We start from the raw sequence: 23,702 nt of genomic DNA, 5'->3' as shown, positions 1-23,702 counted from the left end.
TGGACCGGGCCGCGCCACAAGGAATGCGCGCCCCAGAGGGAGAGCGACATGGATCTGGGACTCAAGGGCAAGAACGCCATCGTGACGGGCGCCACCCGCGGCATCGGCAGGGCCATCGCTGACCTCCTCGCTGACGAGGGGGTCAACGTCTCCGTGTGCGCGCGCAAGGCGGACGAGGTCGCCGCCACGGTGAGCGCCCTGGAGGCGAAGGGCGTCAAGGCCTTCGGCCAGGTGGTGGATATCGCCGACGCCGCCGCCCTGCAGGGTTTCGTGCGGGCCTCGGCCGAGGCGCTCGGGGGCCTGGACATCCTGGTCTCCAACGCCAGCGCCCTGGTCCAGGGCGCCCGGCCTGAGGACTGGAAGGCCATGTTCGAGATCGACATCCTGGGCGCGGTGAACGCCCTGGACGCCGCCCGGCCCCACCTGGAGGCCGCCGCCGGCAAGACCGGCGACGCCGCCGTGGTCCTGATCTCCTCGATTTCCGCCGCAGAGGCCGCCGCGCCTTCCGCCTACGGGGCGATGAAGGCGGCCCAGATCCACTTCGCCAAGGGGGTCGCCCGGGAGGGCGCGCCCAAGGGTCTGCGCTGCAACGTGGTCTCGCCGGGCACCGTTTTCTTCGAGGGCGGCGTCTGGGGGAACGTCAAGGCGGCCATGCCGGCCTTCTTCGAGCAGATGCTCAAGCGCAATCCGACGGGCCGCATGGCGACCCCCGAGGAGATCGCCGCCGCCACGGTCTTCCTCTGCAGCCCCCGGTCGGCCTTCACCACGGGCATCAACATGGTCGTCGACGGCGGCATCTCACAGAGGGCGAATTTCTGAGAAACAAAGGTTTTGCTTGAGTCCTGCGGGGCTTGGTCACAGTTTCCCGGCGGCTGCGTCCAGCGGGGGGCTGTGACGCGCCGGGGGGAAGGCCGTGTACGACTATTTCGAGCTCACTACGGGGCGCGAAGCCGGCGCCGTGCAGTCCGTCGCGCGCGGCCTCGCGGTTGCGCCGGTTGCCCCGGCGGCCGTCTTCGCACCGCTTCTCGGCTATCCCTCCAACACCGTCCTGGCGCTGTTCCCAGCCCTTGAGGCCGAGGCCGCCCTTGCCGTCACCCGGGCCCCAGGCGTCACCTCGGCGCTCCGGACCCGGCTATCGCCGACGGCGCGGCCCGCCCCTGGCGCGGCGCCGGCCCCGGGCGGAATCTATGTCCATAACTGGTTCAATATCGACGCCGGGGCGGTGGAGGAATTCGTCGCCCTATCCGTCGAGGCCTGGCCGGACTTCGAGGCCCGGTTCGACGCCCGGATCTTTGGACTGTTCCTCGCCGAGGAGTCCGAGCCCGACCGCAGCCAGGGCGCCCGGCGCCTGCTGCTGATGACCCGTTATGGCGACCTTGGTGTCTGGCAGGCCAGCCGGGACCCCACGACCGATGCGATGAAGATCTTCGCCCGCAGGCGGGAGTTGACGCGGGTCTCCCTGGCGAGGTCCTGTGTCCTCCTGCCCTGACGCGTGGGCCGGGAGTCTTCCATGATCGAGAACCAGGTCGAGATCGCCACCCGCGACGGTGCGACCACCACCTTTGTCGTCCATCCGGACCGCGACGGCCCGCATCCCGTCATCCTGTTCTTCATGGATGCGCCGGCGATCCGCGAGGAACTGCGCGACATGGCCCGCCGCCTCGCCAGCAGCGGCTATTACGTGATGCTCCCGAACCTCTACTACCGGGAGGGCGTCATGGAGATTGGGCCAATCCCGCCGGACCCTGACCATCCGGCTCGGAAGCAGATGTTCCAGTTGATGAACAGCCTCAACATCGACCTTGTCATGTCCGATGCAGAAGGCCTGCTGGCCTACGCCGCGGCGGATGCTGCGGCCGACGACAGCCGGGTGGGGACCGTGGGCTACTGCATGAGCGGCCGCTACGCCGCCAGCCTGGCCGCGCGGCATCCGGAGCGGGTGCTGGCCGCCGCCTCCATCTATGGCACCCATCTGGTCACGGAGTTTCCAGACAGCCCGCACAGGACCGCGCGGGAGGGCCGGGCGGAATACTACTTCGCCTGCGCCGAGGAGGACGTCTGGGCGCCGCCGGAGACGATCGCCGCCCTGTCGGAGGCCCTGCAGGCCGACCGTGTCGACGCCGAGGTCGAAGTCTACCCCGGGACCAAGCACGGCTTCGCCTTTCCCCAGCGCCCGGTCTACGACAAGAGCGCCGCAGAGCGGCACTGGGAGCGACTGAACAGCCTCTTCCGGCGCAAGCTGGGCTGAACGCCGCGCCGAGGGTGAGCTGGGCCTCCGTTGACCCCCTCAGCCGGCTTCGCCGGCAGCTCCCCCTTGGGGGAGCAATTGGCTGTGTAATTCCTCCCCATCAGGGGGAGGTGGGCCGCGCAGCGGGCCGGAGGGGGTCAGCTGAGGGGCTGTTGGCCTCCGGCCTGATCCTAGAGCCGGCGGGGGATCACCACCTGCAGGGACTCGTAGCCCTTCACGAAGGTCGAGAAGACCCGCTTGGGCTCGGACACGACGACGATTTCGGGGAAGCGCTTCAGGATCTCTTCCCAGATCACCCGCAGCTGGAGCTCGGCCAGTCGGTTGCCCACGCAGCGGTGGATGCCGAAGCCGAAGGACAGGTGCTGGCGCGGACGGGGCCGGTCAATGATGTAGGCGTCTGGGTTCTCGATGACCTCTTCATCGCGGTTGCCGGAGACATACCACATGACGACCTTGTCGCCCTTGCGGATGAGCTTGCCGCCCAGTTCGTAGTCCGCCAGGGCCCGCCGGCGCATGTGGGCCAGCGGGGTCTGCCAGCGGATGGTCTCGGAGACCATGGACGGGATCAGGTCCGGATTGGCGCGCAGCTTGGCGTACTGGTCCGGATTCTTGTTCAGGGCGTAGACCGACCCGGTGATGGTGTTGCGGGTGGTGTCATTCCCGCCGACGGTCAGCAGGACCACGTTACCGAAGTACTCCCGCGGGCTCATGTCCCGGGTCGCCTCGCCATGGGCCAGCATGGAGATCAGGTCGCCGGTGGGGTCGGCATTGACCCTCTGGTTCCAGAGTTCAGTGAAGTAGGCGTGGTACTCGACGAAGATCTGCATCTTCTGCTCGGGCGTGTCGATCAGGCCGTGGCCGGGCGCCGCGGTGACCACGTCCGACCAGTAGGTCAGCTTGCGACGGTCCGCCTGGTCCACCCCGAAGAGGGTGGCGAGGGTCATGGCGGTGAGCTCCATCGAGACCTTGTCGACCCAGTCGAAGGTCTCGCCGACGGGCAGGCTGTCGAGGATCTGGCCCGCCCGCTCGCGGATCAGGGGCTCAAGCAGGGTGAGATTGGTGGGCGAGACCGCCGGGGTCACCGTCTTGCGCTGGATGTCGTGCTTGGGCGGGTCCATGGCGATGAACATGGGCAGGGGGCCCTCGCCGCCGATCTGCTCGAAGATCGTGATGCCGCCCTCTGACGAGAACACCTGGTGGTTGGTGTCGACGGCCATGATGTCGTTGTACTTGGTCACCGACCAGTAGGGGCCGTGGTCGCTGTCCGGCGTGAAGTGCACCGGGCTCTCCTTCCGGAGGCGCTCGAAATAGGGCCACATGACATCGTTCTGGAAGAGATCGGGCTGGGCCGGGCTGAAGGCAGCCAGGTCAACCGCCTGGGCCCGGGCGCGGTGGTCGGCCGCGAGATCGAGGTTGCCGTCGCTCATGGTGTATCTCTCCCGCATCGCATGCCCGGCGCATTCCGGGCCTCAATTCATGACGCAGGCGTCAACTTAGTGCGGAACCGTCGGAATTCCAACGGCTGCGGCCCGTCTTCCGTGCTGGCCCGGATCGGCAGGTCGCACTAGAAGGGACGCCTATTCCTGGGAGACCGCCATGGCCCTTGACGCCGATACCCGCGACCAGCTCGTCGAGACCGTCCGCCGCTTCGTCACCGAGCGCCTTCGCCCGCTTGAGGCGCAGGTGTCGGAGAACGACGCCATTCCTGACGACGTTATCGAGGAGATGAAGGCCCTTGGCCTCTTCGGCCTCTCCATCCCGGCGGAATACGGCGGCCTCGACCTCGGCATGGAGGAGGAGGTCCTTGTCGCCCTGGAGCTGGGGCGGACCAGCCCGGCCTTCCGATCGGCCTTCGGGACCAATGTCGGCATCGGCGCCCAGGGCCTGGTCATGTTCGGCAACGCCACCCAGAAGGCGAAGTACCTGCCCGGCATCGCCTCGGGCGAGATCATCACCTCCTTCGCCCTGACCGAGCCCGAGGCCGGCTCGGACTCCGCCGCCGTCCAGACCCGGGCCGTCCGTGACGGCGACCACTATGTGCTGAATGGCGCCAAGCGCTACATCACAAACGCCAACAAGGCCGACCTGTTTACGGTCATGGCCCGGACCGACCCCTCCAAGCCTGGCGGCGGCGGGGTCTCGGCCTTCCTGGTGGAGCGGAACCTGCCCGGTCTGTCGGTGGGCAAGCCCGAGAAGAAGATGGGCCAGCAGGGCGCCCACATCTGCGACGTCATCTTCGACAACGTGCGTGTGCCTGTGGAGAACCGCCTGGGCGGGGAAGGCGAGGGCTTCAAGGTCGCCATGCAGGTGCTGGACCGCGGCCGGCTGCACATTTCCGCCGTCTGCGTCGGCGTGGCCGAGCGCCTGATCGCCGACTGCGTGGCCTATGCCTCCGAGCGCAAGCAGTTCGGCCAGGCCATCTCCCAGTTCCAGCTGGTGCAGGGGATGATCGCCGACTCCAAGACCGAGTCCCTCGCCGCCAAGGCCCTGACCCTGGAGACCGCCCGCAAGCGCGACGCCGGCGAGAGCGTCACCATGGAGGCCGCTGCGGCCAAGTACTTCGCCTCGGAAATGGTCGGGCGCGTGGCTGACCGGGCGGTGCAGATCTTCGGCGGCGCCGGCTACATCGCCGACTACGGCATCGAGCGCTTCTACCGCGACGTCCGCATCTTCCGGATCTACGAGGGCACCAGCCAGATCCAGCAGGTGATCATTTCCCGCGAGACCCTGAAGCGGGGCGGCTGACCATGGCCGTGGACATGGAGGCGGTGATCCTGGAGGTGGTCTCCGCCCTGCCGCCCGGCAAGTCGGCGTCCTCCGAGGAGGTCGCCCGGGCCGCCGACCCCGAGAACTGGCGGCGCCTGACGGGGCATGTCCGGGGGGCGGCCAAGGGGCTGGCCCGCCAGGGGCGGATCGTGATCCTGCGCCACGGCAAGCCCGCCGATCCCGAGACCTTCAAGGGCGTCTACCGCCTGAGGCTGCCCGACGCTGGGTGAAGAGGGGGAGCCCGTTGACCCCCTCCGGCCCGCTGCGCGGTCCACCTCCCCCTGGGGGGAGGAATTAGGGCGCTCATTGCCCCCCCAAGGGGGAGCTCTGCGCGAAGCGCGGAGAGGGGGGCAGCGGCCTCCCGGCAGGCGCCTTTCGTTTTTTCAGCTCAGACCCCGGCCAGTCGCCGGTTCCGGGGTTCCTGGACCTTCAGCACCAGGAAGAGGAGGCTGAGGGCCAGGAAGGCGATGGAGATGCCGAAGACGGCCGGATAGCCGAAGGCGTCCGCCACCAGGCCGCCGACGATCGGGCTGATCGAGGCCGTGATGCCTTCGGCGGACGAGGAGATGGCGATCCGCATGGGCATTTCCTCTCGGTTCCCGAACTCCAGGATCATGGTCTGGGCCGCCATCATGTAGCCGGACTGGGCGGCCCCGAGCCCGAAGAAGGCGATGAAGATGGCTGCCGGACTGTGGAACCCGAGGAGGATCAGGGTGGCTCCGATCCACATGCTGATGGAGACCAGCAGAACCAGACGGAAGCCGGTGCGGTCCCCAAGATAGCCCCAGAGCAGGTTGGAGAGGGTGTCGGCGCCCAGGTAGGCCAGGGCCAGAAGGCCCAGGATCGCGACCGACAGTCCCGTCGAGGAGGTGGCGTAGATGGCGTAGAAGGGCACGGCCATCCGGCTGGCGGTGGCCAGCATCTGCACCAGGAGGAAGGGCGCATAGCCGGGGTCCGACCGGATCAGGGCGGGGAAGTCGCGCAGCCTGTCCCGGAAGCGGGCCTTGGCCGGCAGGTTGGGGGGTTCGGGCTCGCGGAGCAGGAGCTGCAGGGCCCAAAGCCCGAGGCTGGTCAGGACGGCCGCGAGCATGAAGGTCACGGAGTAGCCGTGTCCGAACAAGTCCGGCTCGATGATGTACTTGCCTGCAGCCCAGGCGAGGATGGCGGCGATCAGGCCGCCCGTGGCGTTGCGCCAGGCCTGCAATCTTCCACGGCGGCTGAGCGGGATGACCTTGGCCATCAGCATCCCGAACACCACCCTCTGGGCGCCCATGAAGACGCCGAAGAGGAACAGCAGGGCCAGCATGGCGTAGACCAGGGACTGTCCCTGCAGGAACCAGCCGGCCGCCGCCATGCCGACGATCTGGACGCGGCCGAGACCGCCCATCCAGAGGGCGGCGGGCATGACCTTCTTTCGGTGTTCGATGGCCGTGGCGCCGAAGATCGGCGAGATGATGCCGCCCACCTGCTGCAGCGCCTGGGACAGGCCGACCACCGTGTTCGATCCGGAGATCAGGTGGATGTAGACCGGCATGAAGGTGGGGGCGTTGATCAGGCGAAAGCCCGTCATGCCCAGCATGCCGTGGAGGTAGTTGCCGATGTAGTTGCGCTTCAGATTGTCCCAGACGAAGCGCTCGTATTCGGCCTCCCGGGCTTCCGCTTCAGGGTCGGCTGGGGAGGTGGCGGCGTTGGCCAATCCGGAGTCGTCCGACGGGGCGACAGGCAAGATCTCCGGGGGCGTTTCGTCCCTGCTCAATCTGAATATGCCCGCACCGGAGAAACCAGCGGCGGACCCTCCCGCAATATGAAATCAAACCTAATGGCTATCGGGTCTAACAGAGTCCCGGTCTGCGACAAGTCTGCGCGGATGTCCCCGGGTCAGAAACCCGGCCCTGGCAGAGTCGATCGTCAGGGTCCTGCCGCCGGGGAGGGCGCAGTCGCGGGCTGAGGGCCCGTCGACGCCGACCTCGATCCTGTTCCGAGGATTGGGAACCGGCTATCGGATCGAAACAGGATCTCGACTTCTGAACTCGGGCCTCGTTCGACCCACTGGACGGTTAGGTTCTGAAGGGAACAGGCCCTGGTGGTCAAAATCTGACGTTTGACGCCCGCAGGTCGCACCTAGCGGACGAAAACCCAAAGGTCTGCTCCTGGACCCGAAGCCAACGGGGAGTATCGACCCATTGCAGACATCGAAAGCGAAGCTGGCTGACGTCGCTGCGCTACTCCCAGCGGACTCTAGAAAGGTCTGCTTCGCCGGTGCAAATCTAATCGACCAGCCGCTTCGCGACGCCCTTCATGAATCCGGCCCAGCTTTCATATCTCCGCATCCCCCCAAGTGCGTATTCGTAACAGAGCGCAGTCGGGATGATCGGGTCCGCCTTGGCGACGGCTGTCGCGTTGCGAAGGTTGATCGCCGACCGTCCAGATCGGTGCGAGATAAAATTCCTCAGATGCCTGAGATCACTGAGGCCCCACGGTGTGACGCCCAGTTCCGCGGCGATCTTTTTCTCGTTGGTCAGTGACAGTTTGCCTGCCGCCGCGATTGCATCGTCGGGAAGGTACCAATCCGGCTCGTTCGTACGCTTCTTATACTGGGCGATCAGAACGTGGCCCGCGTGTTCGCGGTTGCGGATCTTCACCGGCAGCGTTGATGCTACCGGCCCAGACCGCGTCGAATGGCGTCCTGTCGCGCTATCCAAGATCAGCGCGCGAACAAAATGCTCCCACTCGATTTGCATCTGAATGATGATGCGCTCGACCACGAAAGTGTCACCGGCAGAGAGGGATTTGCCCTCGAAAGGCTTCAAGCTGCCTGTGAGGGCATCTAACCGGTTTTCAAGTCGCCATGTATGTCTCTCAAGCTGCATTCGAAGCCAGCGCTCCGACCAGCATTTGGAAGCGCACTTTCCTGGAGGCGACGCGGTGCGTTGAACTGGCGGACGCGTTGACGAACGCGGCGTAGACCGGGTGTTCCTCGTCGTCTTCCATGCTCTGGGCCAAGGCCGTCATGACACCTTTGCCGCGTTCCCAGGCAATCGGACCCGGCACTATCTCCAATCCCTCGGTCACCTTGCTCGTAGGCAGCCATCCCTTAAGATACGCAATCGCCGCGAACAGCGCCAAGAAGTTCGGATTGTCGAAGAACGTCGTCGATGCGAAGTCTTCGCCGAACTGCTCCACAATATGTTTGACGATCCAATCCACTCGCTCTCGTAGGGGCTTAAAGTGCAACTCGTCTTTCATTTTTCGCGACTTGTAATAGCTATTGATAGCGGGCTCACCAGCGTCGCCGAACCCTATATCCAAGATAATGAACATCTCAGCCATCACGGATGTGTGCTTCAGCCTGACGCTGTCCCTCAATGACACTACGCCGTAGTTATCCCAGAGCACTGACCAATCGCGGGCGGCGTCGGCAATGGCCCACTTCACCGGCTCCGAATATTCTGCGTGACGTAGTTCAGCAGGTGTCACCTTGACGCTGTAGGAGTTTAGACGTGCGAACACCTCCAAGACGTCGGCGTTGCTTGCATTGATCAACTGAACGACCGGCACCTTGTAGGACAGAAAGCGCTCCTGGTCCTCGACGTCGAGGTCCGCATAGGCCTTCCCTTTGAACTTCGGTGCCTTCGATGTGAGCCGAAACTTCGCCGAAGCGAACTCAAAAATGGACCGCAAACGCTGCTGCCCGTCGACAACCTCACGTACCGTCGTCTGGGTCGCTGGGTCGATCTTCGTCCGCAAGAAAATCTGCGGCATTGGGAGGTCATTCAGGATGGTGTCGATCAAAAAGACCTTCGCTGTAGGCGACCAGACTGAACCTCGCTGAAAGTCAGGAGACAGGATGAGTTGCTTCTTCGTATTCCACTCGATGAAGTCGGAAATCGTATAGGTCTGTGGAATGCTGGACATGGTGCCTCTTGCGTGTCGTGCCGTGTCCGCCACCTATGGTATGAAACGGGATCAGAGCAAACCTCGGTGTTTCATCTGTCGATCGGTTGGCCTCACTCAGGCGAGTCGTGCGGGGCCAGCGGTGGTGGGCCAGAGTTCCTGACAATTCGCCGGTCTCGAGTAGGAGCAACGCTCCCACGACAACCTGCTGACGCCAACCATTCGCCTAATGCCCTAGCCGTCGTCAGAACCTTTCGGCGTTCGACGTACCGTCAACACGCTAGGCTCTCGCGATCCTTGAACGTTGCGTTGCTTGGACGAAGCGAATGTCGGCTTCAGGCGCGATACCGAACTCCGTCGGTTTAACGGCGGATGGCTGCTACCCCCCCCTGCGACCCTGCCGAGCTCCGCGTTGGGGCGGAAGCGTGGCCCTGCTTAGTCCGCCTTGGGCGCGACAGCGGCGGTTCCAGGCGTCAGGTTCGATCCCCTAGCGGGCCAGTTCCTTCATGGCCTTCTCGAGGCCCTCGAGGGTGAGCGGGAACATGCGGTCTCCGACGAGCTGGCGCATGACCTCCACAGACGGCGTGTAGTCCCAGTGTCGCTCGGCGGTCGGGTTGAGCCAGACCACGTCCTCGAAAGTCTGGGTGACGCGGTCGACCCAGATCGCGCCGGGCTCCTCGTTCCAGTGCTCCACCGAGCCGCCCGGATAGGTGATCTCGTAGGGGCTCATGGTGGCGTCGCCGACGAAGATGACCTTGTAGTCGCGGCTGAACTTGTGGAGCACGTCCCAGGTCGGGATCTTCTCGGCGTGGCGACGCCGGTTGTCCTTCCACACGCTCTCGTAGAGGCAGTTGTGGAAGTAGTAGAACTCCATGTTCTTGAACTCGGTGCGCGCAGCGCTGAACAGCTCCTCGCAGACCTTGATGTGGCTGTCCATCGAGCCGCCGACATCGAAGAAGATCAGGACGCTGATCTTGTTGCGACGCTCGGGCCTTAGCTTGATGTCGAGATAGCCCTTCTCTGCCGTCCCGCGGATCGTGCCGTCCATGTCCAGCTCTTCGGCGGCGCCGTCCCGGGTCCACTTCCGCAGGCGACGCAGGGCGACCTTGATGTTCCGGGTGCCCAGCTCGACGCTGTCGTCGAGGTTCTTGTACTCGCGCTTGTCCCAGACCTTCACGGCCCGGCCATGGCGGCCCTTGTCCTGGCCGACGCGGACGCCCTCGGGATGGTAGCCGTTGGCGCCGAAGGGAGAGTCGCCATTGGGGCCCTGTCCGCCCTTGCCCTTGCCCTTGCCTTCCCCTTCGCCGTCGTCGCCGTTCTCGCGCTGCTGGCGCATCTGTTCGGCGAGGGCCTCCATGAGCTTGTCGAAACCGCCCATGGCCTCAATCTGGGCCTTCTCCTCGTCCGTGAGGAACTGGTCCGAGATCTTCTTCAGCCATTCCGCGGGGATGTCGGAGACGCCAAGGCCCTCAAGCTTGTCGAAGCCCTTGAAGACATGGCCGAAGACCTGGTCGAACCGGTCGAGGTTCTTCTCGTCCTTCACGAGGGCGGACCGGGCGAGGTAGTAGAAGTCATCGACATTGCGGTCGATCACGCCCTTATCCATCGCCTCCATGAGCATCAGGTACTCCTTGAGGGTCACGGGGACCTTGGCCTCGCGGAGCTCGGTGAAGAAACGCATGAACATGGTGGGCGTCCCCTGGCGGGCCGAACGGATATCTGAAGTCCGAATGTGAGGCCCCGGGGGCCGGCTGTCCAGTGCGCGAAGCCTCAGAAGGCCGGGCGGCGGCGCAGGATGAACTCGCGGTCGACGGTGCGTCCGACATGGAAGCCATACTCGCCGACCTTCTGGAATCCGCGACGCGCGTAGAACCTCTGGGCGCCGAGGTTCTCGGACCAGACTCCGATCCAGAGGTCCGGCGGCGACTGTTTCGCCATCCAGTCCATGACCGCGTCGAAGAGGTTTCCCCCGACGCCCCCGCCCTGGGCCGGGCGGGCCAGGTAGATGCGCTTCAGCTCCAGGGCGCCCTCCTGAATCTCGGGATGAGGAAGGCCGCATGGGCCGGCGGTGGCGTAGCCGACGGCCTGACCGGCCGGGGTCTCGACCAGCCAACTTGCCTGCGACGGGTCGTCCAGCCCCTCCCGTGTGGCCTCCAGGTCGTAGGCCCCGGCCAGGTAGGCCGCCAGGTCCTCATGGGGGTAGAGATGCCCGAAGGTCTCCACGAACGTCTCGCGACCGAGGTGGGCGAGGGTCTCGGCGTCAGCCGGCCCGGCGCGGCGAAGGTGCATCTGGATCATGTCCGAGGGCATAGGCGTGCTCATTCGAGGCCGGAAGTCCCGCCCCCTCATTGCGGCGGAAGGTCGGGATGTCTAGTTTCCAAGCCTTACCGACGGGGATTCCCATGGCGGACGCCGCAGACATCGCAAATCTCTCCTTCGAGCAGGCCCTGGCCGAGCTGGAGCGTATCGTCAGCCAGCTCGAGACCGGGCAGGCGCCCCTTGAGGACTCCATCGCCCTCTACGAGCGCGGAGCCCTTCTCAAGGCCCACTGCGAGGCCCGGCTGGAGCAGGCCCGCCTGAAGGTCGAGAAGATCGTCGTCGGCGCCGGCGGCGCGGTCGCCTCCGAACCCGCCCGGTTCGAGTGAACCCCGAAACCGAACGCCGGCTCTCGGCCGCGGCTTCCCGGACGGACCTGGCGCTCGCGCGGCTCCTTCCTGCGGCTGAGGGACCCGAGGCGCGCTTAGCCGAGGCCATGCGCTACGCCGTGCTGGGGCCGGGCAAGCGGCTGCGGCCCTTCCTGGTCTTCGAGGCTGGCGGTCTCCTGGGCGTCGGGCCCGAACGACTCGATCGCGCCGCCTGCGCCCTGGAATGCATCCACGCCTACAGCCTGGTCCACGACGACCTGCCCTGCATGGACGACGACGACCTCCGGCGGGGCCGGCCCACCGTCCACCGGGCCTTCGACGAGGCGACCGCCGTGCTGGCGGGCGACGCCCTGCAGGCCCTGGCCTTCGAGATCCTCGCCGGTCCCGAGACCCATCCGGACGGGCGGGTGAGGGCGGACCTTGTCGTCGCGCTCGCGAGGGCCTCGGGCGCCCGGGGCATGTGCGGCGGGCAGATGATCGACCTGTCCGGCGTCGGCGAGGACCTGGGCGCCGTGGCCCGGATGCAGAGGCTCAAGACAGGGGCCCTGATCTCCGCCGCCTTCGAGCTGCCCCTCGCCCTGGCGCATCCAGGCGAGCGTGAGCGGCACGCCCTCCTGGCCTTCGCGCATGACCTCGGCCTGGCCTACCAGATCGTCGACGACCTGCTGGATCTCGAGGGCGAAGCCGCAGTGGTGGGCAAGGCCACGGGGAAGGACGCCGCCCGCGGAAAGGTGAATTTCGTGACCCTGCTGGGGGCGGACGACGCGCGCGCCCGGCTGGAGCTTGTCGCCTCTCAGGCGCGGGCGCAGCTTGATCCCCTCGGCAACCGCGCGGGGGGCCTCCTGGCCTGCCTGGATTTCGTGCTTGATCGGCGAAGCTGATTGCGAGCAAAGCAGACGACATGCCGCCCGTGACCCCGCTCCTCGACACCGTGTCCTCGCCCGCCGACATCCGTGGGTATTCCGTCGCACAGCTGCGCCAGCTGGCGGATGAGGTGCGCGCCGAAACCATTGACGCCGTCTCGCAGACCGGAGGCCATCTCGGCGCCGGCCTGGGCGTGGTCGAGCTGACCGTCGCCCTGCACCATGTCTACCAGACGCCCGAGGACATCCTGATCTGGGACGTCGGCCACCAGGCCTATCCCCACAAGATCCTCACCGGCCGGCGCGACCGGATCCGGACCCTGCGCCAGGGCGGCGGGCTGAGCGGCTTCACCAAGCGGGCCGAAAGCCCCTACGACCCCTTCGGCGCCGCCCACGCGGCCACCTCGATCTCCGCCGCCCTGGGCTTCTGCGCCGCCCGCGACGCCGGTGGCCGCGACAACAGCGTGGTGGCGGTGATCGGCGACGGCTCCATGAGCGCGGGCATGGCCTACGAGGCGATGAACAACGCCTGCGAGACCACGGGACAGCTGACCGTCATCCTGAACGACAACGACATGTCCATCGCCCCGCCGGTGGGGGGCATGAGCGCCTACATGGCCCGGCTGGTGTCTGGGGGCGGCTACCAGTCGCTGCGCAAGCTGGGCAAGTCGGTCGCCAGCGCCTTCCCGCGTCCGCTCCAGGAGGCGGCCCGCAAGGCCGAGGAGTTCGCGCGCGGCATGGTGACCGGCGGGACCTTCTTCGAGGAGCTGGGCTTCTACTATATCGGCCCGATCGACGGGCACGACATGGAGGCCCTGGTCCCCATCCTCCAGAACGCCCGTGAGATCCGAGACCGTCCCGTCCTGGTCCACGTGGTCACCCAGAAGGGCAAGGGCTACGCCCCGGCCGAGAGCGCAGACGACAAGCTGCACGCGGTCGCCCGGTTCGACGTGGTCACCGGCCGGCAGGCCAAGCCCGCCCAGCCCGCGCCGCCCTCCTACACCCGGGTGTTCGCCGACGCCCTGATCGCCCAGGCCGAGGCCGACCCGCGCATCGTGGCGGTGACGGCGGCCATGCCCTCGGGCACGGGCCTGGACCTGTTCGGCAAGCGCTTCCCCGACCGGACCTTCGACGTCGGCATAGCCGAGCAGCACGCCGTGACCTTTGCGGCGGGCCTCGCCGCAGACGGGATGAAGCCCTTTGCGGCCATCTATTCGACCTTCCTGCAGAGGGGCTACGACCAGGTGGTCCACGACGTGGCCATCCAGCGCCTGCCGGTCCGCTTCGCCATGGACCGGGCCGGCCTGGTGGGCGCGGACGGCCCCACCCACGCCGGATCCTTCGACATCGGCTTCATGGGCGCGCTGCCCGGCATGGTGCTGATGGCGGCGGCGGACGAGGCCGAGCTGGCGCGGATGGTGGCCACGGCGGCGGCCATCGACGATCGCCCCTCGGCCTTCCGCTATCCCCGCGGCGAGGGCCTCGGCGTCGAGATCCCGGCCCGGCCGGAGCCCCTGGAGATCGGCCGCGGCCGGATCGTGCGGGAAGGCTCGACCGTGGCCCTTCTCAGCTTTGGCGCCCGGCTGGGCGAATGCCTCAAGGCCGCAGACCTGCTGGCGGCGCGGGGCGTCTCGGCCACCATCGCCGATGCGCGTTTCGCCAAGCCCCTCGACGAGGACCTGGTCCTGCGCCTGGCGCGGGAGCACGAGGCCCTGGTCACGGTCGAGGAGGGTTCCATGGGCGGCTTTGGCGCCTTCGTCCTCCAGATGCTGGCTGCGCGCGGGGCCCTCGACCGGGGCCTTCGCATCCGGACCCTGACCCTGCCCGACATCTTCCAGGACCAGGACAAGCCCGAGGCCATGTACGCCCAGGCCGGCCTGGATGCGGCGGGCATCGCCGCCGCGGCCTTTGGCGTGCTGGGCTCCGGCCTTTCGGCGGCAGGCGGCCTGCGGGCCTGAGCCCGCCGCCTAGAACGGCCAGATCCGCGAGACCACCGACTGGCCCGCCGGGGTCTTCTGCATGGCCGAGATGTCGCCCCGCCCGCCGTAGTTGATGCGCGCCTCGGCGATCTGGGTGTGCCGGATCGTGTTGGCCGAGGAGATGTCCTCGGGCCGGATCATGCCCGAGACCGTCAGTTGGCGGAGTTCGGCGTTGGTCCGCACCTCCTGTGTGCCCTCGATGATGAGGTTGCCGTTGGGCAGGATGCCGGTCACCACCGCCGCCACGGTCAGGTAGATGGCCTCCGCCCGGTTCACGCTGCCCGATCCGGAGTTCGAGAAAGTGGACTCGGTGTCAAAGGGCGAGGCCTTGCTGAAGTCATTCCCCGGGGGCAGGAGTCGACCGATCTTGTTCTCCATGCCGAACAGGGTCGACACTGCGGAGTTGGCGCTGGACGTGCGGTTTGCGACCGAGGTGTTCGACGTCTTCGCCGAGTCGTTGATGGCGATCTGGACAGTCACGATGTCGCCGACCCGGCTGGCCCTCTGGTCGATGAAGAAGGCGCGGGCGCCGCTGCGCCAGAGCGAGTTCGCCGAGGCCGGGGTCACTTCGGGCTGGGGCGGCATCATGCCCAGATCGGGACGCCGCTCCTGGGGCGTCACCGGATAGGCCGACGGGGTAAGGCTGGGCCCGAGGGCTGCATCCTTAACCGTCGAACAGGCGGCCAGGGGAAGGGCGGCGAGCAGGAGTGCGGCGGCGAGTCTCATGGGGCGGGACCTGTCTCTTGTCAGGATCAACGGTGGGCGATGCGGGTGGCGGCCAGGGCCTGGCCGGTCGGGGCGTCAGGCCCCGTCATGGCCTGGCCAGGTCCGGTGACCACCGCCTGGAGGGTCTTTCGCGAGGAGAGGTTCTGGAGGGGGATCACCTGGCCGACGGCGCCGGCCCCCAAGGCCTTGACCTGAAGCTCCAGGGAGACCCCGCCGGCCTGGTAGGTAACCGTGACGAGGTCGCCGGCCTGGATCACCACCGGGGCGCTGACGTCCCGGGCGGAGACAAGGGCGCCTTCCCGGAGGGGGCGCCGTGCAACCATGCCAATGGCGCCGTCGGCGTCCCGCACCGCGTCCGCCGGGGCCGCGACGGCGCGGGTCCAGACCAGGTCCTCCGGGCGGATTTCCTCGCCCGTCGCGACATTCCGGGCGTAGGCCAGGGCCTGCACCGATTTCCCGCGCGCCACGGCGGCGGGCTCGGCGACGCCAGGCCGGACGATGATGCGGCGGAGACGGTTGGCATTGTCCCAGTCCAGGCCGTTGCGCCGGGCGAGGATTTGCACCGCAGTGGCGTCGAGGACGACGCTCGTCCCGGTCCGGGCCGCCACGCGCACCCCGGAGGCCGACCCCGCGCCGTCGAAGAGATCGCCGAGAGTCACGATCCCGTCGGCATCGGAAGGATCTGCGCGCAGGGACACCGTCGCACCCGCGAAGGCGGCGGCCGGCAGGAGGAGCAGGGCCGAAACGGCCAGGGCGATCAGGCGCCGCATGGGATCAGCTCTTCACCTGGTTGGCGGTGGACAGCATCTGGTCGGCCGAAGTGATCACCTTGGAGTTCATCTCGTAGGCGCGCTGGGCGACGATCAGGGCGGTGACCTCGGCCACGGCGTCGACGTTGGAGGCCTCGGTGTAGCCCTGCAGGAGGACGCCGGTGCCATCGACCCCGGGGACGCTCAGGGTCGGGGCCCCGGAGGAGCCGCTCTCGAGATAGAGGTTATCGCCGATGGCCTCGAGGCCGCCCTCGTTGACGAAGGTCGCAAGTTCGAGGGTCCCGGCGACGGAGGGCGCCGTCTGGCCGGCCTGCATGATCTGGATCTGGCCGGACTTGGAGATCGAGACGTCAATGGCGTCAGGCGGAATGACGATGGCCGGCTGGATCTGGTAGCCGTCGGCGGTCACCAGCTGGCCCTGGTCATTGAGAGAGAGGTTCCCCGCCCGGGTGTAGGCGAGCTCGCCCGTGGGCATCAGCACCTGGAGGTACCCGCGGCCCTGGATGGCGACGTCCAGCTTGTTGCCGGTCTGGGTCATCGCCCCCTGTTCCGTGATGCGGTAGATCGACCCCGCCTTCACGCCCGCGCCGACCTGGAGGCCCGTCGGGACGACGGTTCCCTGGTCAGACGACTGGGAGCCGGCCCTTTCCAGGGTCTGGTAGAGCAGGTCCTGGAACTCGGCGCGCTGTCGCTTGAAGCCCACCGTGTTCATGTTGGCGATGTTGTTCGAGATGACCTCGACGTTGAGCTGCTGGGCGGCCATGCCGGTGGCGGCGGTGCGGAGAGCTTGCATGGGAATTCAGCCTTTCTACTCGACGCGTCCGAGCCGCTCGACGGTGCGCCGGGACAGCTCCTGGGTGGACTCCATCATCCGGGCCAGGGACTCGTAGGCCCGGGTCACCTCGACCATGTCGGTCACCTGGAGGATGGGATTGACGTTGGACCCTTCCAGCATGCCCTGGCGGAGCAGGGATCCGGGCGCGGGCTCGGGTTGCTGGTTGGAAGTGTTGCGGAACTGGTTGTCGCCGGATTTCTCCAGGACGGAGAGGTCGGCGAAGGCGAACACGCCCAGCCGGCCGACCTGCTCAATGCCCTGGCTCATCGAACCGTCGCGGGCGATCTCGACGATACCCTTCTTGGGGTCGATCACCACCTCCGCACCCCCGGAATCCAGGACCGGCTGGCCTGCCTGGGTGACGATCCTGCCCGTGTCGTCGAGCCGGAAGTGGCCGTCCCGGGTGAAGCGTTCGCCATTCGGCGTCTGGATCCTGAAGAATCCCGGCCCGTCGATGGCGAGGTCGAAGGCGGCGTTCGTGGTGCGCAGAGCGCCCTGGGAAAAGTCCCGGGCGAGGCCGCCGTCGATCACGAACTTGATGGGGTTGGGGCCGTCCACTGTGCGGGCCGGGGCGCGGGGCTCGGTCCTGACCAGCGGTTGTTCGGCCTTGAAGCCGGTGGTGTCGGCGTTGGCGATGTTGTTGGCGACAATGTCCAGCTGACGCCGGAGCGTCATCTGGCGGGAGAGTCCCACATAGAGTGCGTTATCCATCGACTCTGCATCCGGTTAAGCCGACCCCTCGGGCCGGTATTCACCATGCAAGCCTCGGGCCAACCTAAAAACTCAATAAAAACAGAGAATAAAATGGTTAATTGGGAGGGGATGGCCAAAATTGCCGGGTCGTTTTTCGCCCGCGACCCCAAGGTTAAAAACGGATCGTTAACTAAACCTGCCCATGGTCGTTCCCAGGATCCCCTGGAGTCGCGGCCGTGGCCAAGCCCCCCAAGAATTCCGAGTCGGAAGAGGTCGACCTCGAAGGCGCTGAGGGCGGCGAAGAGGGTGGTGGCAAGAAGAAGCCGCCCCTCAAGCTGATCATCATCGCCGCGGCGGCCGCCCTTGTGCTGGTCGGCGGAGGCGCCGGCGCCTACTTCGTGTTCTTCAAGAAACCGCCGGCGGCAGAGGCCAAGGGCGAGAAGAAGGGCGAAGAGAAGAAGGGCGGCGAGAAGGAAAAGAAGAAGGGCGAGGGCGAGAAGAAGGAAGGCGACGCCGCCGCAGGGGACAAGGCTGTTGTCCTCTCCGAGGGGCCCGACGGGGTGGTCTTCTGCGCCCTGCCCAACATGGTGGCGAACATGCAGGCCGGCGATGGCCGGCCCACCTACCTCAAGCTCAAGGTGACCCTCGAGGCCCCGGACCAGGAGACGGCGGATCTCATCCAGCCGGCCATGCCGAGGCTCCAGGACATGTTCCAGACCTTCCTGCGTGAGCTCCGTCCCGAGGACCTGCAGGGTTCCCAGGGCAGCTACCAGCTGAAGGGCGAGATCCTAAGGCGGGTGAACATGGTCATCGCTCCGGCGAAGGTGAAATCGGTCCTGATCGAGGAGATGCTCATCAGCTAGGCCCCGGCCTGCTGGGTGGTGAACCATGGCGGACACAGACGACATTTCGACAGGCGCAGAGGAGGGTTGGGGGCGGAGCGATTCCTCTGATGGAATCTCCGGCGCCGAACGCATCCTGAACCAGGACGAGATCGACAGCCTTCTCGGTTTCGATCTCTCCGGCGATGACGCCTCCGAGCGGAACGGGATCCGCGCCATCATCAACTCTGCGCTCGTGTCCTACGAGCGCCTGCCGATGCTCGAAATCGTCTTCGACCGCCTGGTGCGGTACATGACGACCTCGCTGCGCAACTTCACCTCGGACAATGTCGAGGTCAGCCTCGACAGCATTTCCTCGATCCGGTTCGGCGACTACCTGAACTCCATCCCACTCCCGGCCATCCTGACGGTCTTCAAGGCCGAGCAGCTGGAGAACTACGGCCTGCTGACGGTGGATTCGAACCTGATCTACTCGATCGTCGACGTCCTGCTGGGCGGGCGGCGGGGCACGGCCGCCATGCGGATCGAAGGGCGGCCCTACACGACCATAGAGCGCGTCCTGGTCCAGCGGATGGTCGAGGTCGTCCTTGGCGACGCCAAGCTGGCCTTCGAGCCCCTGACCCCGGTGAACTTCACCCTTGATCGCCTGGAGACCAACCCCCGCTTCGCGGCCATCGCGCGCCCGGCGAATGCGGCCATCCTGGTCAAGCTGCGGATCGACATGGAGGACCGCGGCGGACGGATCGAGCTCCTGCTGCCCTATGCGACCCTCGAGCCCATCCGGAAGATGCTGCTCCAGCAGTTCATGGGCGAGAAGTTCGGCCGGGACAACATCTGGGAAGGCCACCTGGCGACCGAACTCTGGACGACCCAGATGGATATCCGGGCGGTCCTCGATGAGCAGCAGCTCCCCCTCCAGACCGTCCTCAACCTCAAGGTGGGCGATACCCTCATGCTCAACGCCACGCCGGACAAGCCGGTGGAGCTCAGGGCGGGGACCGTCCACCTGACCACCGCCCGGATGGGGCGCCGGAATCACCAGATCGCCGTCCGGGTTGAGGCGCCCCTCACCCGGACCGCCCGCCGGGCCGTGCAGGAGATGACCAACTCATGATTTCCATCGTCCTCAACCTGCTGCTGGCAGGGCTGCTCTGCGGGGCGCTCTGGATGGGATGGCGCCTGAACCAGAGGCTCAAGGTCCTGCGCGAGGGCCAGATGGGCTTCGCCAAGGCCGTAGCCGACCTCGACGCTGCAGCGGCGCGCGCGGAGCGCGGCCTTGCCGATCTCAAGGCCGCCAGCGACGAGATGGCCGAGGTCCTGGTCAGCCGGATCGAGCGGGCCCGGATCCTGGCCTCCAAGCTCGACCAGCAGTTCGAGGCTGGAGCGCGGGCCGGACTGGCCGTAGATCCGCGGGATCCCCATGCGTCCGAGGCCGACATCGAGCGCCTGAGCCGCAACCTCGGATCCCTCCTGGCCCAGAGCCGCGAGGCCCGCGCCCGGAGCCGGGACGCCGTCGAGCCCTCCCTCCGTCCGGTCGCCGAGCCTTCCGCCCGCCGGCCCGTCGCCAGCACCCGCCGCCGTCCGGAATTCGAAGACGAACTCTTCCTTGGCGCCTCTGCGCCGGCCCGGTCCGCCCTCGGGGGAGCCGGACGATGAGCGGTCTTCCCCGAATCCTTCCCCTGGTCGGCGTGGCCGCCGCGGGCGTCCTCGCCCTCAATGCGCTTTCGGGGGTCAACGGCGCCCAGGACCTGTTCACAGGCGCCAGGGCCTTCGCCCAGGGCGCCGCAGGCCAGGCGGCGGGTGCGCCCGCCGCAAAGCCCGGCGAGGCCAAGCCGGCGGACGGCAAGTCCGGCGAGGCCAAGGCGGGGGAGGGGGGCGCACCCGCCGCGCCGGCCAAGCCTCTTGTCTGCGCCCCGACCGCCGCTGAGCTCGCCAAGGAAGCCGGCCTTTCGCCTGCAGAGCTCCAGATCCTGCAGAGCCTGGGCCAAAGGCGTGGCCAGCTGGACCAGAGGGAGGCGGATTTCAACACCCAGCTCGCCCTGCTGGCCGCCGCCGAGGCCAAGCTCGACGCCAAGGTGAAGACCCTCAACGGCATCAAGTCCGACATCCAGGGGCTACTGAAGATCGGCGATGAGCAGGAAGCCGCCGAGGTCGCCCGCATGGTCAAGGTCTTCGAGTCGATGAAGCCCAAGGACGCGGCGCCCCGGATGATGCTGCTGACCGATGCCGTGCGGCTGCCGATCGCGGCCAAGATGAAGGAGAAGTCCCTCGGCCTCATCCTCGCCCAGATGCCGCCGGCGGAAGCCAAGCGGCTGACGGAATCCCTGGCCAACCGCTTCGCGCCGGTCCGCACGGCCGCCGCAGCCTCCGGAGCGGCAGCGCCCGCCGCGGCCCCTGCGGGCACGCCAGCTCCCGCCGCGCCCAGACCTCAGGCCGCCGCCCCCGGCGCCCCGCCTGGACCGGCCTGATCCATGACCCTGCGCCGATCCCTCGGATCGGGCGTCGCGGCGATGGCCCTGGCCGCCGCCGTCGCTACGCCCATCGGCGCCCAGACCGCCGCCGCGCTTCCGGGTGTCCGGATCGGTGAGGCGGCGGAGTTCACGCGCCTGGATTTCGGCCCCGGCGTGTCCACCCGGCGCGAGGGAGTCACCCTCACGGTCACCTTCCCGGCCGGCGCCCGACCTGACCTTTCCCGGTTCCGGACCGCACCGCCAAAATGGATCAAGTCCGCCCGTGTCGGGCAGGCGGGCCCGCGGACCCAGCTCGTCCTCACCCTGGCGGAGGATGCGGATCTGACCTCCGGATCGGCGGACGGCGCCGTCTGGGTGAATGTCTTCCAGAAATCCGCGCCTCCCGAAGGTGAGCCATCGGCGGTCGAGACCGCGGCGATGGAGCCGTCGCCCCCGGCGGCGCTTGTCCGGCCCGATCCCCTTCCCCGGGGTGGGGTCGTGAAGGGCGAGATCGCCCTTGGTCAGGGGCAGGCGGTCCTCAGCTTCCCGTTTGCAAATCCCGCGGGTGCGGCGGTCTTCCGGCGGGGTGGATCGATCTGGATCGTCTTTGACGCCCCGGCTCGGCTGGACATTTCTTCCTTTCCCCGGGGCCTGCGCCAGATGTCCGCGGCGGAGACCTTTACAGGTCCTGACTACGCCGCCGTGCGCATCGATGCACCGCCGGGGACACCCTTCCGGGCGGACTCCGCGGGATCGACCTGGAATATCGCCCTTGGGCGCGCGCCGTCGCCCCAGGGGTCGGTGGTCAGGGTCGTCCGTGACGAAGCCGGCGGTCCGGCGGCCCTGAAGAGCGCCGTGGCCGGCGCGACCCGGGTGCTCAGGATCGATGATCCCGTGGTGGGCGACCGGATCACGGTCGTCACGGCCCTGGGCCCCGCCAAGGGCGCGCCCCTTCGCCGCGAGTTCGCCCAGGTCAACGTCCTGCCGTCGTCGCAGGGGCTCGCGCTGGAGTCCTTCGTGCCGGACCTCGCCGTCACCCAGGACGGCGACATTGTCCGGATCGGGCGTCCCGAAGGCCTCGCCCTCTCGCCGCTCTCGGTGGGTTCCGCTCCCGAGGACGCTGGCCTTGATGCGCCCCGGCCGGCCATCATGCCGGCCCTGATTGATCAGGTGGAATGGCCCAAGACCGGTCCGGAAGGCTTCCTGGCGCGCTACAATTCACTCTTCGCCGAGGCCGCCGAGGAGTCCGGCAAGGGCAAGGACGCCCCGACCGCCAATCGTTTCGCCCTGGCCCGCTTCCTGGTGGGCAGCGAACTCGGGTTCGAGGCGATCGGCGTCCTCAACGACATGGCGCGGAAATCGCCGCAGGTCCTCGAGAATCCGGAGTTCCGGGGACTGAGGGGAATTGCCCGGGTCATGTCCCGCCGGTACGCGGAGGCCGCGACCGATTTCTCTGCGCCGATCCTGGCCTCCGATCCTTCTGCGTCGCTCTGGCGGGCCTACATCTCCGCCCAGCTCGGACAGTGGACCGAGACCCGGAACGAGTTTGCTGCGGGCGCCGAAGCCTTCAACCAGTTCTCGCCAGTCTGGAAGTCGCGGTTCGCCCGCGCCGAGGGGCAGGCGGCCCTGGCCCAGGGCGACTACGAGGGGGCGGACAAGGCCATCCGCCTCGCCCTCGAGGATCGCGCCGGCGCCGAGGAGACCCTCTCGGTCCGTCTTCTGCAGGCTCGCCTTCTCGAGGCCCAGGGGGCCAAGGACCGGGCGGTCCGGATTTACGATGCCGTCGCCACTGCACCGATGGACGCCCTGGCGACGCCCGCCGCCCTTCGGGCGACCCGCATCCGCCTCGACAGTGGGCAGGTGACCCCGATCCAGGCTGCAGACGCGATCAGCGCGCTTCGATACCGCTGGCGCGGGGACGGGACCGAACTGGAGGTCATCCGGACCCTCGGCGGCATCTATCTCAGCCAGGGGCGCTACAGGGAGGCCTTGGAGACCCTGCGGTCGGCGGGCCGGTCCCTTCCCGACCTGCCCGAAGCGGTGCAACTCCAGGCGGATCTCAACCAGGCCTTCCGGTCCCTCTTCATGGACGGGATCGCCGATGGCCTCCAGCCCGTCCAGGCGCTGGCCCTTTTCCTCGACTTCAAGGAACTGACCCCCTTGGGCGCAGATGGCGACATGATGGTTCGCCGCCTCGTCGGAAGGCTGGTGAATGTCGACCTCCTTGAGCAGGCCGCTGAACTCCTGAAGTACCAGGTTGAGAACCGGCTGGACGGAGCACCCCGGGCCCAGGTGGCGACGGACCTCGCCCTCATCTACCTCATGGATCGCAAGCCCGAGCTGGCGCTGCAGGCCATCAACAACTCCAGGACGACGCTCCTGCCGCCGCCCATGCAGATGGAACGGCGTCGGGTCGAGGCCCGCGCCCTGATCGCGCTGAATCGCCCTGACGACGCCGTGGAACTGCTGGAGAGGGACGCCACCCCCGAGGGGCAGGACCTGAAGACCGAGATCATCTGGCGCCAGAAGAACTGGCCCGTCGCCGCTGCAGCCTTCGAGCGCAGCCTGGGCGATCGCTGGAGGCGGCCGGGTCCGCTCAGCGCCGAGGAGGAGGGCAAGCTGCTCCGCGCCGGCATCGCCTACAGCCTGTCGGGCGACGACGCGGCCCTGGCGCGCCTCCGGAGCCGCTACGACGCCTTCATCGACCAGGCGCGCAACCCCGAGGCCTTGAAGGTTGGCTTGACCGGGGTCGAGAGCGCCGAGGTTGGGGCCGCCGACTTCAGCAAGGTCACGGCGGACAACGAGGCCTTCTCCGGCTGGGTGGAGAAGATGCGCGCCCGGTTCACCCGCCCGGCTCCGGGGGCTGCGGCTCCGGCCCTGGCGACGACACAGCGGCCCGCTCCTGCACCTGCGACGACCGCTGCGGCGCCCCCCAGGCCGCCGGCTCCGGCCCGTCCGCCCGCGCCGCCGCGGCCGGCCTAAGGCCGGCGT

23 protein-coding genes are annotated in these 23,702 nt (G+C 67.6%); 13 read left to right on the top strand and 10 right to left on the bottom strand.

The features are described from left to right. Positions 1-48 precede the first annotated feature (48 nt). The 3 genes from HYN04_RS08625 to HYN04_RS08615 all read left to right on the top strand — a co-directional run bounded on the left by HYN04_RS08625 (position 49) and on the right by HYN04_RS08615 (position 2,248). Positions 49-819, top strand: coding sequence for an SDR family NAD(P)-dependent oxidoreductase (locus tag HYN04_RS08625; RefSeq protein ID WP_110450390.1), 771 nt, complete (start codon positions 49-51; stop codon positions 817-819). A gap of 94 nt (positions 820-913) precedes the next feature. Next, complete coding sequence (locus HYN04_RS08620; RefSeq protein WP_110450389.1) at positions 914-1,489, top strand: hypothetical protein; 576 nt, start codon at positions 914-916, stop codon at positions 1,487-1,489. Positions 1,490-1,510: 21 nt separating this feature from the next. Next, on the top strand, positions 1,511-2,248 hold the full coding sequence (locus HYN04_RS08615; RefSeq protein ID WP_110450388.1) for a dienelactone hydrolase family protein: 738 nt from the start codon (positions 1,511-1,513) through the stop codon (positions 2,246-2,248). A gap of 170 nt (positions 2,249-2,418) precedes the next feature. Here HYN04_RS08615 and HYN04_RS08610 read toward each other — a convergent pair whose 3' ends face one another. Further along, the gene (locus HYN04_RS08610; RefSeq protein ID WP_110450387.1) at positions 2,419-3,675 is read right to left on the bottom strand and encodes a cytochrome P450; all 1,257 of its coding nucleotides are present in this window, start codon (positions 3,673-3,675) and stop codon (positions 2,419-2,421) included. A gap of 169 nt (positions 3,676-3,844) precedes the next feature. On the opposite strand from HYN04_RS08610, the gene HYN04_RS08605 reads away from it, so the two are divergent. Together HYN04_RS08605 and HYN04_RS08600 are read left to right on the top strand one after the other, a co-directional pair. Then, positions 3,845-4,993 carry an acyl-CoA dehydrogenase family protein gene (locus HYN04_RS08605; RefSeq protein ID WP_110450386.1) on the top strand — a complete coding sequence of 383 codons (1,149 nt, stop codon included), beginning with the start codon at positions 3,845-3,847 and terminating at the stop codon, positions 4,991-4,993. A 2-nt stretch (positions 4,994-4,995) separates the two neighbouring features. Beyond that, the gene (locus HYN04_RS08600) at positions 4,996-5,244 is read left to right on the top strand and encodes a DUF3253 domain-containing protein (RefSeq protein WP_110450385.1); all 249 of its coding nucleotides are present in this window, start codon (positions 4,996-4,998) and stop codon (positions 5,242-5,244) included. Between the two features lie 158 nt (positions 5,245-5,402). Here HYN04_RS08600 and HYN04_RS08595 read toward each other — a convergent pair whose 3' ends face one another. The 5 genes from HYN04_RS08595 to HYN04_RS08575 form a co-directional block, all read right to left on the bottom strand. Continuing rightward, positions 5,403-6,740, bottom strand: coding sequence for an MFS transporter (locus HYN04_RS08595; RefSeq protein WP_241962597.1), 1,338 nt, complete (start codon positions 6,738-6,740; stop codon positions 5,403-5,405). 541 nt (positions 6,741-7,281) lie between these two features. Further along, positions 7,282-7,884 carry a hypothetical protein gene (locus HYN04_RS13470; protein WP_162599608.1) on the bottom strand — a complete coding sequence of 201 codons (603 nt, stop codon included), beginning with the start codon at positions 7,882-7,884 and terminating at the stop codon, positions 7,282-7,284. Next, positions 7,874-8,929, bottom strand: coding sequence for a DUF262 domain-containing protein (locus HYN04_RS08585; RefSeq protein ID WP_110450383.1), 1,056 nt, complete (start codon positions 8,927-8,929; stop codon positions 7,874-7,876). Before HYN04_RS08585 ends, HYN04_RS13470 begins: the two co-directional genes overlap by 11 nt. A gap of 466 nt (positions 8,930-9,395) precedes the next feature. Further along, positions 9,396-10,595 (bottom strand): vWA domain-containing protein, encoded by a 1,200-nt coding sequence (locus tag HYN04_RS08580; protein WP_110450382.1) that lies wholly within the window; start codon positions 10,593-10,595, stop codon positions 9,396-9,398. Positions 10,596-10,678: 83 nt separating this feature from the next. Then, positions 10,679-11,230, bottom strand: a complete 552-nt coding sequence (locus HYN04_RS08575; RefSeq protein WP_241962596.1) for a GNAT family N-acetyltransferase — start codon at positions 11,228-11,230, stop codon at positions 10,679-10,681. Between the two features lie 80 nt (positions 11,231-11,310). On the opposite strand from HYN04_RS08575, the gene HYN04_RS08570 reads away from it, so the two are divergent. From HYN04_RS08570 to dxs, 3 genes are read left to right on the top strand one after another with little or no spacing between them, the layout of a single operon-like run. Further along, entirely contained in the window at positions 11,311-11,553 is a 243-nt protein-coding gene (locus tag HYN04_RS08570) for an exodeoxyribonuclease VII small subunit (protein WP_110450381.1), read from the top strand. Further along, the gene (locus HYN04_RS08565) at positions 11,550-12,434 is read left to right on the top strand and encodes a polyprenyl synthetase family protein (RefSeq protein ID WP_241962595.1); all 885 of its coding nucleotides are present in this window, start codon (positions 11,550-11,552) and stop codon (positions 12,432-12,434) included. The genes HYN04_RS08570 and HYN04_RS08565 overlap by 4 nt, the downstream gene beginning before the upstream one ends. 20 nt (positions 12,435-12,454) lie before the next feature. Then, positions 12,455-14,374, top strand: a complete 1,920-nt coding sequence (gene dxs, locus HYN04_RS08560; protein ID WP_110450379.1) for a 1-deoxy-D-xylulose-5-phosphate synthase — start codon at positions 12,455-12,457, stop codon at positions 14,372-14,374. Between the two features lie 9 nt (positions 14,375-14,383). Here the strand turns inward: dxs and flgH are convergent, their stop codons facing one another. Genes flgH through flgF form a run of 4 tightly spaced genes read right to left on the bottom strand, consistent with a single transcriptional unit; the run spans position 14,384 to position 17,437 of the window. Then, positions 14,384-15,121 (bottom strand): flagellar basal body L-ring protein FlgH, encoded by a 738-nt coding sequence (flgH, locus tag HYN04_RS08555; protein WP_110450378.1) that lies wholly within the window; start codon positions 15,119-15,121, stop codon positions 14,384-14,386. Between the two features lie 26 nt (positions 15,122-15,147). Continuing rightward, positions 15,148-15,891 carry a flagellar basal body P-ring formation chaperone FlgA gene (gene flgA / locus HYN04_RS08550; RefSeq protein WP_110450377.1) on the bottom strand — a complete coding sequence of 248 codons (744 nt, stop codon included), beginning with the start codon at positions 15,889-15,891 and terminating at the stop codon, positions 15,148-15,150. 4 nt (positions 15,892-15,895) lie between these two features. Continuing rightward, positions 15,896-16,684, bottom strand: coding sequence for a flagellar basal-body rod protein FlgG (gene flgG / locus HYN04_RS08545; protein WP_110450376.1), 789 nt, complete (start codon positions 16,682-16,684; stop codon positions 15,896-15,898). Between the two features lie 15 nt (positions 16,685-16,699). Then, positions 16,700-17,437, bottom strand: a complete 738-nt coding sequence (gene flgF, locus HYN04_RS08540) for a flagellar basal-body rod protein FlgF (protein WP_110450375.1) — start codon at positions 17,435-17,437, stop codon at positions 16,700-16,702. Between the two features lie 218 nt (positions 17,438-17,655). Here flgF and HYN04_RS08535 point away from each other — a divergent pair, with 218 nt between their 5' ends. From HYN04_RS08535 to HYN04_RS08515, 5 genes are read left to right on the top strand one after another with little or no spacing between them, the layout of a single operon-like run. Then, the gene (locus HYN04_RS08535; protein ID WP_110450374.1) at positions 17,656-18,282 is read left to right on the top strand and encodes a flagellar basal body-associated FliL family protein; all 627 of its coding nucleotides are present in this window, start codon (positions 17,656-17,658) and stop codon (positions 18,280-18,282) included. A gap of 25 nt (positions 18,283-18,307) precedes the next feature. After that, positions 18,308-19,375 (top strand): flagellar motor switch protein FliM, encoded by a 1,068-nt coding sequence (gene fliM, locus HYN04_RS08530; protein ID WP_110450373.1) that lies wholly within the window; start codon positions 18,308-18,310, stop codon positions 19,373-19,375. Further along, entirely contained in the window at positions 19,372-19,917 is a 546-nt protein-coding gene (locus tag HYN04_RS08525; RefSeq protein WP_110450372.1) for a DUF6468 domain-containing protein, read from the top strand. The genes fliM and HYN04_RS08525 overlap by 4 nt, the downstream gene beginning before the upstream one ends. Then, positions 19,914-20,729, top strand: coding sequence for a MotE family protein (locus HYN04_RS08520; RefSeq protein ID WP_110450371.1), 816 nt, complete (start codon positions 19,914-19,916; stop codon positions 20,727-20,729). The genes HYN04_RS08525 and HYN04_RS08520 overlap by 4 nt, the downstream gene beginning before the upstream one ends. 3 nt (positions 20,730-20,732) lie before the next feature. Then, entirely contained in the window at positions 20,733-23,693 is a 2,961-nt protein-coding gene (locus HYN04_RS08515; RefSeq protein WP_162599607.1) for a tetratricopeptide repeat protein, read from the top strand. The last annotated feature ends 9 nt before the right edge of the window (positions 23,694-23,702 follow it).

The sequence above is a fragment of the Phenylobacterium parvum genome, from assembly GCF_003150835.1.
GTDB lineage: Bacteria > Pseudomonadota > Alphaproteobacteria > Caulobacterales > Caulobacteraceae > Phenylobacterium > Phenylobacterium parvum.
Note: the sequence above shows the minus strand (reverse complement) of the source record. Positions and strands in the feature narration are given on the sequence as shown.